General features: G+C 58.2%; 11 protein-coding genes. 5 read left to right on the top strand and 6 right to left on the bottom strand.

Annotated elements, in window-relative coordinates:
* The first annotated feature begins 383 nt into the window (after positions 1–383).
* Positions 384–971 carry a nucleotide exchange factor GrpE gene (locus QZ170_RS08260; RefSeq protein WP_297179781.1) on the top strand — a complete coding sequence of 196 codons (588 nt, stop codon included), beginning with the start codon at positions 384–386 and terminating at the stop codon, positions 969–971.
* A gap of 28 nt (positions 972–999) precedes the next feature.
* Entirely contained in the window at positions 1,000–2,160 is a 1,161-nt protein-coding gene (dnaJ, locus tag QZ170_RS08255) for a molecular chaperone DnaJ (protein ID WP_297179779.1), read from the top strand.
* Positions 2,161–2,370: 210 nt separating this feature from the next.
* Here dnaJ and rnr read toward each other — a convergent pair whose 3' ends face one another.
* The 4 genes from rnr to QZ170_RS08235 all read right to left on the bottom strand — a co-directional run bounded on the left by rnr (position 2,371) and on the right by QZ170_RS08235 (position 8,448).
* Positions 2,371–4,614 (bottom strand): ribonuclease R, encoded by a 2,244-nt coding sequence (gene rnr, locus QZ170_RS08250; RefSeq protein WP_297179776.1) that lies wholly within the window; start codon positions 4,612–4,614, stop codon positions 2,371–2,373.
* A 218-nt stretch (positions 4,615–4,832) separates the two neighbouring features.
* Complete coding sequence (locus tag QZ170_RS08245; protein ID WP_297179773.1) at positions 4,833–5,573, bottom strand: response regulator transcription factor; 741 nt, start codon at positions 5,571–5,573, stop codon at positions 4,833–4,835.
* Positions 5,574–5,674: 101 nt separating this feature from the next.
* Complete coding sequence (locus tag QZ170_RS08240) at positions 5,675–7,213, bottom strand: HAMP domain-containing sensor histidine kinase (protein ID WP_297179768.1); 1,539 nt, start codon at positions 7,211–7,213, stop codon at positions 5,675–5,677.
* Positions 7,214–7,383: 170 nt separating this feature from the next.
* Positions 7,384–8,448, bottom strand: a complete 1,065-nt coding sequence (locus QZ170_RS08235; RefSeq protein ID WP_297179766.1) for an endonuclease/exonuclease/phosphatase family protein — start codon at positions 8,446–8,448, stop codon at positions 7,384–7,386.
* An 820-nt stretch (positions 8,449–9,268) separates the two neighbouring features.
* Between QZ170_RS08235 and QZ170_RS08230 the strand changes: the two genes are divergently transcribed.
* The 3 genes from QZ170_RS08230 to QZ170_RS08220 all read left to right on the top strand — a co-directional run bounded on the left by QZ170_RS08230 (position 9,269) and on the right by QZ170_RS08220 (position 13,671).
* On the top strand, positions 9,269–11,674 hold the full coding sequence (locus tag QZ170_RS08230) for a TonB-dependent receptor (protein ID WP_297179763.1): 2,406 nt from the start codon (positions 9,269–9,271) through the stop codon (positions 11,672–11,674).
* A 135-nt stretch (positions 11,675–11,809) separates the two neighbouring features.
* The gene (locus QZ170_RS08225; protein WP_297179760.1) at positions 11,810–12,445 is read left to right on the top strand and encodes an outer membrane beta-barrel protein; all 636 of its coding nucleotides are present in this window, start codon (positions 11,810–11,812) and stop codon (positions 12,443–12,445) included.
* Between the two features lie 155 nt (positions 12,446–12,600).
* Positions 12,601–13,671 (top strand): aminoglycoside phosphotransferase family protein, encoded by a 1,071-nt coding sequence (locus QZ170_RS08220; protein ID WP_297179758.1) that lies wholly within the window; start codon positions 12,601–12,603, stop codon positions 13,669–13,671.
* Between the two features lie 246 nt (positions 13,672–13,917).
* Here QZ170_RS08220 and QZ170_RS08215 read toward each other — a convergent pair whose 3' ends face one another.
* Both QZ170_RS08215 and QZ170_RS08210 read right to left on the bottom strand, forming a co-directional pair.
* Positions 13,918–15,051 carry a metallophosphoesterase gene (locus QZ170_RS08215; protein ID WP_297179756.1) on the bottom strand — a complete coding sequence of 378 codons (1,134 nt, stop codon included), beginning with the start codon at positions 15,049–15,051 and terminating at the stop codon, positions 13,918–13,920.
* 24 nt (positions 15,052–15,075) lie between these two features.
* Positions 15,076–16,040, bottom strand: a 965-nt coding sequence (locus QZ170_RS08210) for an MATE family efflux transporter (RefSeq protein WP_297179753.1), incomplete at its 5' end; no start/stop codon positions are given.

Raw genomic sequence — 16,040 nt, 5'->3', positions numbered from 1 at the left:
CTAGCCCATATCCCTAGTCCTCCACAGACCGCCCCCTAGTCCTGCCTAGCCCATATCCCTAGTCCTCCACAGACCGCCCCCTAGTCCTGCCTAGCCCATACCCCTAGTCCCACTTGTATAGACCTCGCCCACCTTTACTATTACGGCTATTAGTCTTATTGGTCCTATTAGCCCTATTAGTCTTATGGGGCCTCCCCACCCGACCCACTGTGAGCTGGTACCTTCGTCGCCTCTGGTGACGGGGCTGTATCTTCGGTATCATATTTGATAGGTAGGGGATGCATAGAGCCGATGCACGGCTGTTCTCTCCCTGCCCACGAGGTAGGTAGAGATGGCACGCGCCCTAGGCTAACAAACTTGACAACAACATAAAAGACTACAATATGAGCGAAGAAATCAAGGAGCCTCGTACCGATAGAGAGGAGCCCCTAGAGCAGCAGAGTAAGACAGAGTGTCAGAGTGAGATACCCTCCGAAGAGGGTACAACGGAAAATTTGACAGAGCAGTCCACTTCCCCCGTCAGCGAGGAAGAGCGCCTCAGTGCCGAGCTAGAGAAGCTCCGGGACGCCCACCTGCGTCTCGTCGCCGAGTATGACAACTACCGCAAGCGCACCCTCAAGGAGAAGAGTGAGCTCATCCGCAGTGGTGGGGAGAAGGCTCTCGGGGATCTACTCCCCGTCGTGGATGACCTAGACATCGCCCTACAGAACCTAGACAAGGCCACAGACCTAGAGGCTCTCAAGGAGGGGATGCACCTCATCCACTCGAAGTTCCTCGACTATCTCATGCGTCAGGGTGTACGCCCCATAGAGACCGCAGGACAGCCCTTCGACGAGGAGCTTCACGAGGCTATCGCCACCTTCCCCGCCCCCGAGGAGGCTCAGAAGGGCAAGATCATCGACTGCGTCAAGAAGGGCTATACACTCCACGACAAGGTACTGCGCCACGCCTCCGTCGTCGTCGGCCAGTAACCCGTAGCAAGAGCAAAGAATAGAGTAAATGGCAACAAAGAGAGATTACTACGAAATACTAGGTGTCAGCAAGGGAGCTAGCGACGAGGAGCTGAAGAAGGCCTATCGCAAGCTCGCCATCAAGTACCACCCAGATAAGAACCCTGGAGATAAGGAGGCCGAGGAGAAGTTCAAGGAGCTCGCCGAGGCCTACGACGTACTGAGTGATCCACAGAAGCGTCAGCGCTACGACCAGTTCGGTCACGCTGGTGTAGGGTCTAGCGCCGCCGGTGGCGGTGGCTTCTCTGGCGGAGGGATGTCCATGGAGGATATCTTCAGCCGCTTCGGAGACCTCTTCGGCGGGGGAGGCTTTGACTTCGGTGGCTTCGGTGGCTTCGGCGGAGGTGGCGCAGGACGTCAGGTACTCCGAGGCTCAGACCTCCGAGCACGTGTACGCCTCAGCCTAGAGGAGATCGACAAGGGGACAGAGAAGAAGCTCAAGGTGAAGAAGCAAGTCGCCTGCACCCACTGCCACGGCGAGGGCACCAACGACAAGGACGGCAAGCAGACCTGTGGCACCTGCCACGGCTCTGGGGTCGTCATCTCCGCCCAGAGAGGGATCTTCGGCATGGTACAGACCCAGAGCGTCTGCCCTACCTGTGAGGGTACGGGTGAGGTGATCACCAAGCCCTGCTCCTTCTGCAAGGGCAAGGGGACTCAGATCGGTGAGGAGGTCGTCACCTTCAGTATCCCCGCCGGCGTATCCGAGGGGATGCAGCTCAACGTACAGGGCAAGGGCAACGCTGCCCCACGGGGCGGTATCCCCGGAGATCTACACGTGATCATCCAGGAGGAAGAGGATCCCAACCTCATCCGTAATGGCAATGACCTCATCTACAACCTCCTCATCTCCATCCCCACCGCAGCCCAAGGGGGCTCCGTAGAGATCCCCACGATCGGCGGTAAGGCTCGTGTCAATATCCCTGCTGGCACACAGCCCGGCAAGGTACTTCGCCTACGGAGCAAGGGCCTGCCCTCCGTCAATGGCTACGGCCGAGGGGACCTGCTGATCAACGTCAATGTCTTCATCCCCAAGCTGGATGAGAAGGCAGACGCTAGCGTCCTCAGCGAGATGTCGGGCTCGGCCTTCCAGCCCACCGAGGAGGCTCGTAAGGAGATCGACCGACACTACCGGCAGATGCTCCGCTAAGCCCCCTCCACCCCTAGGGGCTCCCTCCCCAAGGGAAGCCCCCGATGGGGTATCCATCCAGTACGAGGCAGCCCCCGATACACCACACTTCGGTGTATCGGGGGCTGTCTCTTTGGTAGAGGGTCTCTCCCCTTACTTATCCTTCACCTCCATCGTCGAGGTAGTCTAGCGGAGGGCGGATAGCGAAGGGCTATGAGTGCAGGGCGGAGGCTAGTGACGGCGCCGAGCAGGGCGAGGACGCAGAGGCTCTACGAGGGCAAAGTCCAGCTGCCGACGGGCTAGGTCGGCCTGCGCTACAGTGACCTCAAGCGTATCCCCTAGGCGGAAGCGTCGCCCCGTATGTCGCCCGACGAGCGAGAAGGTCTGCTCGTCATACTCGTAGTAGTCATCCTCTAGGTCTCGGCAGGGGACGAGCCCCTCACACTTATTCTCCTCTAGCTCGACATAGATCCCCCAGTCCGCTAGCCCCGTGATCACACCCGTGAAGGTCTGTCCGAGGCGTGGGATCATGTACTCGACCTGCTTGTACTTGATGGAGCTACGCTCGGCATTGGCAGCCAGGGTCTCCATCTCAGAGGCATGGTCACACTGCTCCTCGGTAGTAGCTACGTCGGCGCTCTCCCGACCCTCGATGAGGTAACGGGTCAGGAGGCGGTGCACCATGAGGTCTGGGTAGCGACGTATCGGGGAGGTGAAGTGGGTATAGCTCTCGAAGCCTAGGCCGTAGTGCCCGATGTGAGCCGTCGTATACCGAGCCTTCGCCATGGAGCGTATAGCGAGCATCGTGATCATGTTCTCCTCGGGGCGACCCTTGATGTCCCTGAGGAGCTGGTTGAGGCTCTGGCTGATCACCTCGGCACTCCCCTCCGAGCGCAGCTTGTAGCCCATACGGGCGACAAACTCCGAGAGGCTACGTAGCTTCTCCTCATCGGGCGCCTCGTGGATACGATAGACGAAGGTAGGTGGGGTACGCTTCTTTAGGTGCAGCTCGGGGGTGATGTCCCGACGCGAGGCATCTGCGATACGCTCCGCCACGGTACGGTTCGCCAGGAGCATGAACTCCTCGATGAGCTGATGGGCAGGCTTGCTCTCCTTGATGTGGACCTCGATGGGCTTGCCAGCTTCGTCCAGCTCGAAGCGTACCTCGGGACGATCGAAGGCGATACTGCCCCGCTCGAATCTCCGGGCACGGAGCTTCTGCGCCAGAGCGTGGAGCGTCAGGATCGCCTCGGCATGGTCCCCCGTGCCGGTATCGATGATCGTCTGAGCCTCCTCGTAGGTGAAGCGACGGGCACTCCGTATCACCGTACGAGCGATACGAGCCGAGAGAGGGTGAGCCTCTTCGTCTAGGGTGAAGATACAGCTATAGGCATACTTGTCCTCGTCGGGACGGAGCGAGCAGAGGAAGTTGCTCAGTCGCTCGGGGAGCATCGGGATGGTACGATCCACGAGATACACGCTAGTAGCTCGGCGATAGGCTTCGTCATCTATGCTCCCACCGGGCTGTACATAGTGACTCACATCCGCGATATGTACCCCGACCTCGTAGCCTCCGTCGGGCAGGGAGCGGAAGGAAAGGGCATCGTCGAAGTCCTTGGCATCCTGTGGGTCGATCGTGCAGGTCAGCACCCCACGGAAGTCCTCACGGTGGGCAAGCTCCTCGGCCGTGATCTCCCCCGAGAGTGCCTCAGCGGCACGCTCCACCTCCTCGGGGTACCGATAGGGCAAACCATACTCAGCGAGGATAGCATGCATCTCGGCGGTATTCTCCCCAGCCCGACCAAGGACGTCGATGACCTCACCTCGGGGGTTCTTGGCATGGGCATCCCAGTCTAGGATACGTACGACGACCTTGTCCCGGCTGGTCGCTCCGAGTGACTTGTCGTCGGGGATGAAGATGTCTTGGCGGAGCTCCTTGTTGTTGGTCACGAAGAAGGCATAGCCCCGGGAGGGCTGTAGGGTACCTACGTAGGTGGTGTGGCTGCGCTCTAGGATCTCCGTGATCCGAGCTGTCCTCACCTGGCCACGTCTATTGCGCTGTAGCGAGAGGCGCACTCTATCCCCATGGAGGGCATGCGCACACGAACGATCGGAGAGGGGGATGGGGTCAAGGTCGGTATCTAGGGGGATGAAGGAGGGACGCCCCCCACGGTAGTCGAAGTGCCCCTCCAGACCCTCGCCATCTGCGCCGCCACGGGCGAAGCGACCGGGCTCGAGCTCCTGTAGCTCACCTCCTACCGCCATCTCGGAGAGGGTCTGATAGATGGCTCGCTTCTGCCCCATCGTCGTCTTGCCGATGGCATAGCAGATCTGCTTGTAGGAGAGGACTTGTCCTGGATTGGCGTCGAAGACGAGGCGAGTGATACGCTGTATCTCGCGCTTATTGAGGCGAGAGGTAGCCCCTGTGGGCTGCTTGTCTCGCTTATGTGTAGCTAGTTGCTTTTTCTTACTCATCAATGATCTATTTGTCTGGGACTGGCGTCTCGGGGTAGGGGCGATACCGCCCGAGCTCCTAGCTCTCAGAGGGAGCAGGAGGGGCAGAGGCACACTAGAGCGCCGAGCCGTCAGCACCCCGAGGGGTGAGATGCCCTACCCAACCGCCCATAGGAGATCTACGGGCGCCTGAGGGCATGGTGTGTACTTGTCTGATGAGTAGTAGCTACCGAGGGGAGCTAGTGCTCGTCAGTGGCGTCGGTGGGAGGGATGACGAGCTTGTAGCCCTTGCCGTGGACGTTCTTGATCTCCACTCGTGGATCCTCGGCCAGCATACGGCGTAGCTTCGTCACGTAGACGTCCATGCTACGCTGGCTGAAGGAGTTCTCTCCCGACCCCGTATGCTCGGTGATCCCCCAGATGACGTTGAGGGCATGCGAGCGCTCGAGGGTCTGATTGGCGAAGAGGCAGAGGAGCGCTAGGAGCTCACACTCCTTGGTCGTCAGCTTGCGCGAAGCATCACCGATAGAGAGGGTCTGGGTCGTCGTATTGAAGGTATAGTCCCCGACGTAGTAGACTCTCTGGGGCTCCTTGCCCTCGTCATGCTTATTGGTGCGACGTAGGATAGCCTCGATACGTAGGACGAGCTCCTCCATGCTGAAGGGCTTGGTGATGTAGTCATCTGCTCCAGAGCGGAAGCCCTCTAGGACATTGTCACGCATCCCCAGGGCGGTGAGGAAGATGATGGGTACATCGGCGCTCACGCTACGGATATCCTTCGCTAGGGTCAGTCCGTCACGCTTGGGCATCATGATGTCGAGCAGGCAGAGGTCGTACTTATTCACTTTGTAGGCCTTCCAGCCCTGCTCGCCGTCGGTGCAGAGGTCTACGAGGTACTTCTTGCTTTCGAGGAGTTCCTTGAGTATAGTTCCAAGGTTTTCTTCGTCTTCACAGAGCAGTATTCTGGCTTGTTCTTCCATGAAACTTTGTCTTTAGAGGGTAAATAATCGTGCGATAGTGCGTAGTATAATACTTTGTCGTTGCTATAGGTGGGGGAGCGCCTCTCCCCCTATGTGTGAGGCTATGCGTCAGGGGCTACGGGGAGGTGGATGATCATCTTGGTGCCCACACCGGGTTCGCTCTCAGCTGTGATACGTCCGCCGATCTGACGGATGACCGAGAGGACGTACGCCAAGCCTAGGCCAAAGCCTCGGACGTCGTGACGCTTGCCCGAGCCGACCCGATAGAAGCGCTCGAAGATACGCTTGAGCTCCTGCTTCTCCATCCCGATCCCGTTGTCCTGGACGACGATGCGGATATAGTCCCCCTCGTCACTGGTGTGGATCGATAGGTGTAGAGGTACATCTGGACGGCTATACTTGACCGCATTGTCCAGGAGGTTAAAGAAGACATTGGAGAGGTGCACTTGGTTGGCACGTACCCACGTATTCACAGCCTCTAGGTCGAGGGTAAGGTCACCGCCCCGCTGCTGGGCGTGGAAGGTGTAGATCTCTGCCACCGGGAGGATCAGCTCATTGACGTCGAGGATCTCGAGGGGGAACTTGCCAGCATGTCCATCGAGGATCGAGAGCTGGAGCACCTTGTCGATCAAGAACTTCAGACGCTGCGCCTCTAGGGAGATGATCGACATCAGCTGGCGCTGCTTCGGGAGTGTGGTCGTCGGGGAGGCGCTCTCCTCCAGTAGTTTGGTCGAGAGGACGATCGAGCTCACGGGGGTCTTGAGCTCGTGCGTCATGTTGTTAATGAAGTTGGTACGCTGGGAGGCGAAGCTAATATACTTCAGCAACACCGCCAGCGCAGAGAAGCCGAGCAGCAGGACGATAATCGTGGAGATGAAGCTCGGCAGAGCCAGTCGGAAGACCTCCGCTCGCGTCGGCGCCAGGTCTAGCGAGACTCGCATGTAGGGGCGTCTATCTGTAGTGCCATCCGTGGGGACGAAGAGGTACTGCGTGACGGTATTCTCATCCTCCCACTCCCCGCGCATGATCCCCGGGGGGCGATACTCGTAGACCACTCGACCATCGTAGTCGTAGAGAGCCATCTGATAGTTCACACAGAGATCCTTGCTGTCCAAGCGCTCTCGGATCAAGCTCCTCAGCAGATAGACATTGACCATCTGGCTCATGCTGTCGGGCATATAGGTATCGTAGACGTACTTCAGGATGTACTTATCCAGCGCATGTAGCTGCGTGAAGTAAGCCAAGATAAGATCCTTAGAGGGGCGATAGTCCACACGGCTCTTGTCACCTGTGTTAGGGATACGTATCATGACTTGATTCTCAGCGATCGCACGCTCCACGGCCAACGTGTCGGCTAGGGTACGCACCCAGATATCGAAGGGTGCGACATCCGTACCAGCGAAGGTCGTGTCGGTGAGGAAGGAGCCCATCAGGCGATTTGCGCCCTTGTTGAGGTTGCGTACTAATTCACGCACCTGTAGCTCCTCTGCCACATCAGAGAGTGCTTCCTTCATCAGTCCTCGGATGCTCTCCTTGCGCTGGGTCAGGACACGGTCATAGTACTGATATTGGACCCATGTCAGCAGGCTATAGGCTGAGACTAGGGCAAGTACGATGATCCATATCACTCTTTTTTTCATACCATATCTGTTCTCTAAGTACAGGGACCTAAGCGTTACCCACAGGTTTGTAACACAAAGGTAGCTATTTCGCCCGTATTTTACACTGAGTAGTAAACAAAATGAGGAGTGACCCTCCCGCCCCGTAGACGCTCCCCCTACCCCGACCTCGGGGAGACGTCTCTCGTCCGCTACGGACGCTCATACCTCAAGCGGATACGTAGGGGGTAGTGATCGCTGTACCCTCCTCGCCAGAAGGCTCCTCCATAGGTACGGAAGGGCACGGGGAAGGGACTACTCACCGAGGGCTGCCCCATGAAGGGGCGGTAGAAGATCTCCGCACTCCCCTCCACGTAGCTTAGACGTCCTCCCCCGAGGAGGCTTCGAGAGGCATGGATCTGATCCAGCTGTGTCCACACTCCTCGGAAGCAGTAGGTGCCAGGGGGCGCTCCCTCCGCCCGTCGGGGAGTGAGCTCATAGAGCTCGGCATGCAGGGTATCTCGGGGAGGGAGTGTCCCTCCCCCCGACTCGGGGTAGGGGCGAGAGCCCAAGGCCTCACGAGTAGCAGGCTCCTCGGGCGCACCATTGAAGTCGCCGAGGACGAGGACATGCGTGTGCCCACCACTTCCCTCCAGCCTACGGGTCGTCAGCTCTCGTAGCTGCTCGCAGGCATAGCGTCTGTACCGCTCACTCTGCCGAGCACCGCCACGACGGGAGGGCAGGTGGCAGACGTAGAGACAGAGGGTATCCCCCGTAGGGACGAGCCCCGAGACCTCTAGGATGGGACGTGTCCGCTTCGTACTATCGAAGGGGAAGTGTAGGGGAAGCTCTCTTCGCCCCAGCAGGCGAAAGGTCTCCGTCCTATAGAGTAGGGCGACATTGATCCCACGGGGATCCTCGCCCTCTGTGACGGTGAAGGCATAGCCCGCCTGAGCCCCGAGTGGGGTATGGCTGAGCAAGTCCCTCAGCACCCCTGCATTCTCCACCTCCACCAGAGCCACGAGGTCGGGGAAGTGTGTCAGGCTCCCAGCACTGCTGAGCACCTCGGCGATCTGGTGGAGCTTGCGCTCATACCGAGCCTTCGTCCAGCGGTGGGAGCCCGAGGGGAGGAACTCATCGTCGGCACGCTCAGGGTGATCCTCTAGGTCAAAGAGGTTCTCCACGTTGTAGCTCATCACGATGAGCTCGCCCTGCCCCACGAGGGGGAGTCTAGCTCCGAGGAGCAGGTATAAGGTCAGCAGGATCAGTCTACGCATGTCCCTTCATAGTACTCAATAAATAATAATGGTGTACCGAGGCAATGGGGCGGGTGGAAGTCTCTCCTTCTCCATCTCCCTCCCTCCACACATAGTCACACCCAACCCTAGCCTCCACACAAAGGAAAGAAGAATCTCCGTCACCAGCAAAGCATCTCCCCCTCTCCTAGAGACGACGTATCAGCTCCTTTGGTACGCTCCATCCCTAGACTCTTCGGACTCTTAGTCCAATACCCAAGGGAGCCCATCCGTATCTACCACATCTCCCATACGTTAGAACCCCAAGCGACATAGCTACGGGAGCTCTACTGCGGACATACTTAGAGCGAAGTTGTGTACACGCGTGTACACTGTTGTATACACGTGGGTACACTCTTGTATACACGCGTGTATACTTTTCCCTTCTAGAGAGGAGGTCTGAAGTCGGTAAATCCACACCTCGGAAACAGACACCCCAATCTGAGCGCATACTCCCCGACTACATCGGTCTCGATCTCTAGTGACCTCATGTGTCCGCCCGATCCTGCCCCCTGCCTCCCCCATCAGCCGAGCACACCTATCAGAAGCGGGTACACAGGCCTGAGCTAACATATTTGTATAGTCCACTGTACAAGCGCACACGATAGGGTAGCACCTAGCGATCGGGCTAGGTCACGGGGGACGTACACTAGAGGGGCGGGGGCGAAATATTCGCCACCCAGCCGACTACGCCCATCCCTTCGGGTCTGGCGGGAAGGCGGAGGGAACACTTGGGGGCAGAGGAGAGGTCATCTACGTGATATTGACTACCTTTAGGGTAAACTCTAATCCTTATGTCACGATGAGACACTTCGGCTTACTCTGTGTCGCCTTTGCGCTCTATTCTGGTAGCCTTCTGGCGCAGACGACCTTCCCCGTACAGGGCACACTCAGGAAGACTATTGATCGCCGTCCGGTGGACTTTGCCAATGTCCTACTCCGCAGTCCTCGGGACAGCACCCTCATCACGGGTGTCGTCACGGACTCGCTGGGGCGATTTCGCCTGATGGCTCCACAGGGGAAGTACCACCTAGAGATACGTGCCCTCGGGCTCAAGCCTTACCACAAGAGCCTCACCCTCTCGGGGGCGCTTGACCTAGGGGAGCTCCTACTAGAGGACGAGGCCAAGGAGCTCGCTACAGTACAGGTCACCGCCAAGCGACCCATCATGCAGCGCAAGGCGGATCGCATGGTCTTCGATGCGAGCCAGATCGCTACCGCCGCCAGCTCTGCCCTCGATGTCCTGCGTCAGACCCCCGGGGTGAACGTCAGCGACGAGGGAATCTCCCTCATCGGCAAGGGGAGTGTGATCGTCCTCATCAACGACAAGCGGGTGCGCCTCTCTGGTACGGCACTGGTAAACCTCCTGCGCACCTATCCTCACTCTGACCTCACCGAGATACAGATCCTCACCACACCACCCGCCAAGTATGAGGCCGAGGGGAACGCCGGGATACTGAACATCATCCTCAAGAAGGCCAAGAACGACTTCTTCGGGGGGAGTGCCTCCGCCTATGCAGGGTTCAATGAGAGCCTACCTAGCTATCGGGTAAGTACGGGACTGAACTACAAGCGGGATAAGCTCTCTACCTCGCTACAGGCTAGTGCGGGCATGAGTACCTTCGGTGGAGACTTTTGTACCTTTCGTACCTACCCCAAGCAGGAGCTCTACTCATCGAGCGTGACTACCTTTGAGGTCAAGAACCGCAACCTCAACCTCCGTGCTGGGCTCGACTATGCCTTCACCCCAGAGCTGACCCTAGGTGTCAATCTCTCCTATGCCCCCGACAGGGATAGACCCCACCGAGAGAATGATACTAGGGACTATGCCATCCCTCCTGGTAACATCCGCTACCTCCTACGCTCTATGCCCGGGCGGGCTGATGAGACGAAGAAGAGCGACTACACGACAGCGAACCTTCACCTGGAGAAGAGCTTCAAGTCCGCCTCCCGACGCCGTCTCTCCTGGGATGCAGACTACATCAGCTACCGCAGTCGTGAGGAACGTAACTTCGCCTCCCAGACCCTTAACCAACTCGGGGTACCGACCCCAGGGGGAGACTTCCGCTTCAATGCACAGACCGACCAGCGCACCACCTCCTACATCACCAGCCTAGACTACACCGAGCCCCTAGGAGCGGGGACACTAGGCTTTGGGGTAAAGGGTACCTGGACGCGCACCCACAACAGCAACGACTACGATGCCTCCAGCACCCTCGGGGAGCGACACGATAGGATCCGCTTCGACGAGCATGTCTACGCCCTATATGCCGACCTCAACGCACCTCTATCCCCGAAGTGGAGCCTACGCACAGGCCTTCGTATGGAGTACACCCATACCGAGGGGATGACGAATGGACGACGGCTAGAGCACCTGAGGAGCTACCTCAACGTCTTCCCCTCGCTCTTCGTCGGCTACAACCCCAACGAGCGTCATTCCTTCAACCTCAGTAGTAATGTGAGGCTCAGTCGCCCACACTTCGGCCAGCTCTCCCCCTTCGTACGCTATGAGAACCAGAACAGCGTCTTGCTGGGGAAGGAAGACCTGCATGCAGCTAAGCGAGCGAACCTCACCCTCGGCTATACCTTCATGGGGGTACTCAACTTCGAGCTCAGCGGAGGCTATCTCTGGGATGGTATCGCACCGGTCGTCCGCCTAGACCCAGCGACCAACCAAGCAAGCTACCGCCATGAGAATGCCGAGAAGACCAGCACCATCAGGCTGGAGAATAGCTTCGTCTACAAGCTGGGCTTCATGCAGACCTACCTCTCACACACCCTATGGTACAGTGACACGAAGATCATAACTGGCGCACAGCGCACCGACTACGGAGGGGCATCCCTGACCTATGGAGCGAGTACCTACAACACCTTCTTCCTCAATCGCAGCAAGACCCTACAGGCCACCTGCTACCTATATTATAGGACACCGAGCCACGAAAACGGCTTCCACATCTCTCATCTCCTCATCGGCGGGGCTGGGCTCTCCTATACCCTGCTGGATGGGAAGCTTCGCCTAGCCCTCAGCGCAGACAACCTCATCACCACCCGCTACAAGGCTACCCTCACCACCCCAGACTACCACATGCTCATCGACAATATCTCTAATCGTCGCTACATCGGGCTCGGGGTCACCTACTCCTTCGGGGCTCAGCTCAAGGAGAAGGCGGAGAGCAAGAATGCCAAGGAGCTCCGCTCTCGTATGTAGTCCCGGAGTGCGCATAGGGGCAGGCTCGGGAGGGGTAGGCACGAGGCTTACGGGCAGGCATTCTAGGAATAATCCCTAACTTTGCGGTGGAATGTGTGGCCTATTGTCACACAAGATAACTTTAGAAACAAGATAATGAAGAAGCTATTTTTCGCAGCGATAGCTCTAGTCGCTACCTCTTTCGCTGCCCAAGCACAGATCAACCCTCGTATCGAAGTGGCAGGCAACATCGCCCGTACAGTAGCTAAGCAGCCAAACGGAGCAGACGCCACTGGTCTAAAGGTTCTCCCTGGCTTCCGTGCAGGTCTTGCCGCTGAGATCGGTATCGCTAGTGGTGTATACATCGCCCCTGGGATCTCCTTCCGTCAAGAGGGGAACAAGCAGGAAGTGACAACCAACCAAAAGACGGAGACGGTCTCCAACACACTGAACTATATCTCCGTGCCCGTGGCCCTCGGTGTCCGAGTTCCCCTCACAGAGAGTCTAGCTTTCTCTGTCGAAGGAGGTCCAGCCTTCTCCTACGGGGTTAGCTCCTCTGTCCGTACCCTCGCAGGTATCCAAGGAGGTATCAAGGCTGCCTATGATGCCTTCAAGGAAAAGCAGTACAATCGCTTCGACATGAGCATCAATGCCTCTGCCGCCATTGAGTTCAGCAAGATCTACGTACGTCTAGGCGCCGACCTCGGCATGGTCAACAGCTTCAGGGAAGCTACGGATAAGCTCAGCAGCAAGAACACTTCGTTCTTCCTCGGTCTCGGCTACCGCTTCTAGTCCACAGGGCTAGCCCACACGATTATCACTTATCACTATAGTACTATGCACCGCTATGGTCCCGAGGGGGCTGTAGCGGTGCATAGCTTTTTGCCTTATATTTGTGGAGCAAGTAGATACAGTCGCATTTACTAACTAAAGAATAACATCTACAGATGAAGCAGATCATTAGCCAGTTCGTCCCCCTAGAGGAGATTGGCGAGGTCCTCCCCTTCGGGAATGGACACATCAACGACACCTATGCCGTGACCGACCGTGAGGGCACACGTCGCTGGATCCTCCAGCGTATCAATCACCACGTCTTCCCCCGTATCGAGATACTACAGCGTAATGTAGCCATCGTCGCGGAGCGGATGCAGCAGCGCCTCCGCGAGGCTGGAGAGCCCGACCTAGAGCGCAAGTACCTCCACTTCTATCCCCTTCTGAGCGACCCGACGAAGAACTACTACTATGATGGGGAACGCTACTGGCGCGTCTGTCGCTTCATCCCCGAGAGCATGAGCATGAGCGAGCTCACCCCCGAGGCAGCACGCTATGCAGGGGAGGCCTTCGGGCACTTCGAGGAGATGCTCTCCGACATCCCCGAGGGGACACTCGGTGAGACCATCGTGGACTTCCACAGCATGCCCTTCCGCCTACGTCAGCTACGCGAAGCCGTAGAGAAGGACCCCGTAGGGCGTGTAGCTGGGGTACGAGATATACTAGAGGAGATCGACAAGCGTGCAGACAAGATGCTCCAGCAGGAGCGACTGCACGAGGAGGGCAAGCTCCCCAAGCGCACCATCCACTGCGACACGAAGGTCGATAACGTCCTCTTCGACAAGACGGGCTGTGTCCTCTGTGTCGTAGACTGGGATACAGTGATGCCCGGCTATATCCTGAGCGATGTCGGGGACTTCATCCGTACGGGGGTAAACCTCGCCGCAGAGGACGAGGCCGACCTATCGAAGATCGGGGTAAACATGCCGATCTACAAGGCCTTCGTCGAGGGCTATCTCTCCACTGCCGGCAAGTTCCTCAACCCTACGGAGCGTAGCCTCATCGCCTACGGAGGACGCCTAATGACCTACATGCAGACCGTACGCTTCCTAGCCGACTACATCGACGGGGACAAGTACTTCAAGGTACACCACCCAGAGCACAACCTCCAGCGTACCCGTGCCCAGCTACGCTACCTAGAGTGCCTCGAGGAGAAGGCCGAGGAGATGGAGGCGCTACTGAAGTAGTCCCGTCCACACCTCTACTGAGCCCAACTAGCGGAGCTCCCCATCCCTATACAGCACGAGAGCAAGCGTCCCTACCTATACGGTAGGACACTTGCTCTCGTGTTTACTTTTATCTCCCAGCCTAGAGCATACTAGTCCCGCTTGGCGCTTGGGCAAGGCGGGCTAGGAGGCGGAGGCGATGAGGCGAAGCTCAGGGGCTCTAGGTCTCCTCGGCGCCCTGCAGAGGCATCGGTAACCTCGTGGGGTCTACCAATAGAGGTCATAGACTCGGATCTCACTACGTGTACCCACCCGATAGGTCGCTCCAGCAGAGCCGATACCAGAGCTCACACAGACCTGCTTGTCGCCGTAGTCTCTTGTCCCCGAGGCTATCCCAAACTTCCACCAGACCATCGCCTGCCCCGGCCAGATCTGTCCGCCGTGGGTATGCCCACAGAGCATGAGATCTACGGGAGAGCCTGCTAGGCTGTCGATAGAGCCCGGAGTATGCTCCATCAGTAGCACGGGTCGTCGACTAGGATCAATCCCCGCCGTGATACGTGCGTAGGGCATTCGGTCGCCATAGATGGCATCGTCGCGCCCGATGAGCGTCAGTAGGCTATCCCCCGGGTAGGCGATACTATCTCTGAGGAGTGTAGCCCCGATCTCACGGACGAAGCGGATATTGGAGAGCGTGTCGGCTCGGTACTCGTGGTTGCCGAGGACGAAGTACACCCCGAGGGGTGCCCGGAGCCTACGCATCACCTTCATGACCCGAGGGTCATAGGCATAGGCACTCAGATGGTCGATGTAGTCCCCTCCGCAGAGGATCAGGTCAGGTCGCTGTGCCATGATCAGCTCTACAGCACGCTCCACATAGGGCGGAGTCATAGCCTCGCCGATATGTAGATCGGAGAAGAAGACCAGACGCAGACGCTTCTCGGCCTTCGCCCCCTCGGGGGTAAGGCGCTTGAGGTAGAGGTCTTGGTGCAGGACTACGGGGTAGCGGACATTGTGATACCCGACGAAGAGCGTCCCGACGAAGACAATCGCCGCCAGGACTAGGGAAGCCTGACGCATGAGCTTCCTCTTCCACAGTGGTGCATACGTATAGAACCCGAAGGCACGCCGATCGATGTAGCGGAGTACCTCCATGAGTACCAGCACCCCTGCTGCATACATCGAGGAGAAGAAGATGTACACACTAGCGTTCATCACATGGCTCATCCAGTCGGCCTGGATAGAGCGGTGTGTGAAGAGGGCGAGGATGAAGAGGACGAAGATCAGGGCTAGTATCCCCCAGAGGATCCGACGTCCCTTAGGCCCTAAGGCCTGACCTCCCCGCCACCCGAAGTAGGGGAAGAGGAAGAGGCAGCAGAGGACTGAATACAGATAGACCATAGTGATCGTGTAGTGTCCGCCCCACTAGAGAGCCTCTGGGCGGGTATATTGCTTGTCGAAGAGACGGAACTGGTAGTACATCAGAGCCACACCCAGCACTCCTGAGCTAATGTCGGAGAAGGGAAGGGCAAGCCATACCCCCGTACTGCCCCAGAGTAGGGGGAAGCCTAGTAGGGCAGGGATGAGGAAGAGCGTCTGACGGGAGAGACTCAGCAGCAGTGCCTTGCCCCCGAAGCCTATGCTCTGGAAGAACTGCGTCGCCGTCACCTGGAAGCCCACGAAGGCAAAGCCATAGAGACACAGACGCAGGGCATGTGCCGAGGCCTCGATCATATCGGGGGAGCTGGTGAAGAGCGAGGCGAGGAAGCTCGGGACGATCAGCGCAACGACGGTTACGAAGAGCCCGATACTGAAGTTGGTCGTCGCGCAGATCCTGAAGGTCTGACGTACGCGCCCTATAGCCCTCGCTCCGTAATTGAAGCCGATGATAGGCTGCATCCCCTGAGCTATCCCAAGCATAAACATGAAGCCCACCAGCGCAATGCTATTGATGATCCCGTAGGCTCCGACGGCTCGGTCGGCCATGAGGGGAGAGCCAGCATGCTCGGCCAGCGTAGAGTTGATCAGGAAGGCGACGCCACTGCTCAGTAGCTGGAGGAAGAAGGGCGACATCCCGATCGAGAGGATCGCCATGATCTGCTCCCCAGAGAAGCGCATGTTTCGCTTGTGGAACTGCACCTCGCTCTTGCTATCGAGGAAGTGCTGCATCACGAAGGCAGCCGACACCGCCATAGCGATCACCGTCGCCCATGCTGCCCCCTCGATACCCCAGCCAAAGCCGTAGATGAAGAGGGCATCCAGCAGGGTATTGAGCCCTGCCCCGATGAGCATCGTGATCATTGCCTTGTAGGGGTAACCCGAGGCACGCATGATCGCATTGAAGCTAAAGCAGAGCGTCGAGAAGATATTCCCCGGGATCATGATCTTCA

The organism is uncultured Porphyromonas sp. (genome assembly GCF_905372525.1).
Lineage (GTDB): Bacteria > Bacteroidota > Bacteroidia > Bacteroidales > Porphyromonadaceae > Porphyromonas.
This window is presented reverse-complemented; position numbering and strand designations above follow the sequence as displayed.

Coding starts and splice junctions, on each gene's coding strand:
- QZ170_RS08215 (WP_297179756.1), bottom strand. CDS start 15,051: ATGGTCTATCTGTATTCAGTCCTCTGCTGCCTCTTCCTCTTCCCCTAC.
- QZ170_RS08240 (WP_297179768.1), bottom strand. CDS start 7,213: ATGAAAAAAAGAGTGATATGGATCATCGTACTTGCCCTAGTCTCAGCC.
- rnr (WP_297179776.1), bottom strand. CDS start 4,614: ATGAGTAAGAAAAAGCAACTAGCTACACATAAGCGAGACAAGCAGCCC.
- QZ170_RS08230 (WP_297179763.1), top strand. CDS start 9,269: ATGAGACACTTCGGCTTACTCTGTGTCGCCTTTGCGCTCTATTCTGGT.
- QZ170_RS08220 (WP_297179758.1), top strand. CDS start 12,601: ATGAAGCAGATCATTAGCCAGTTCGTCCCCCTAGAGGAGATTGGCGAG.
- QZ170_RS08235 (WP_297179766.1), bottom strand. CDS start 8,448: ATGCGTAGACTGATCCTGCTGACCTTATACCTGCTCCTCGGAGCTAGA.
- dnaJ (WP_297179779.1), top strand. CDS start 1,000: ATGGCAACAAAGAGAGATTACTACGAAATACTAGGTGTCAGCAAGGGA.
- QZ170_RS08260 (WP_297179781.1), top strand. CDS start 384: ATGAGCGAAGAAATCAAGGAGCCTCGTACCGATAGAGAGGAGCCCCTA.
- QZ170_RS08245 (WP_297179773.1), bottom strand. CDS start 5,573: ATGGAAGAACAAGCCAGAATACTGCTCTGTGAAGACGAAGAAAACCTT.
- QZ170_RS08225 (WP_297179760.1), top strand. CDS start 11,810: ATGAAGAAGCTATTTTTCGCAGCGATAGCTCTAGTCGCTACCTCTTTC.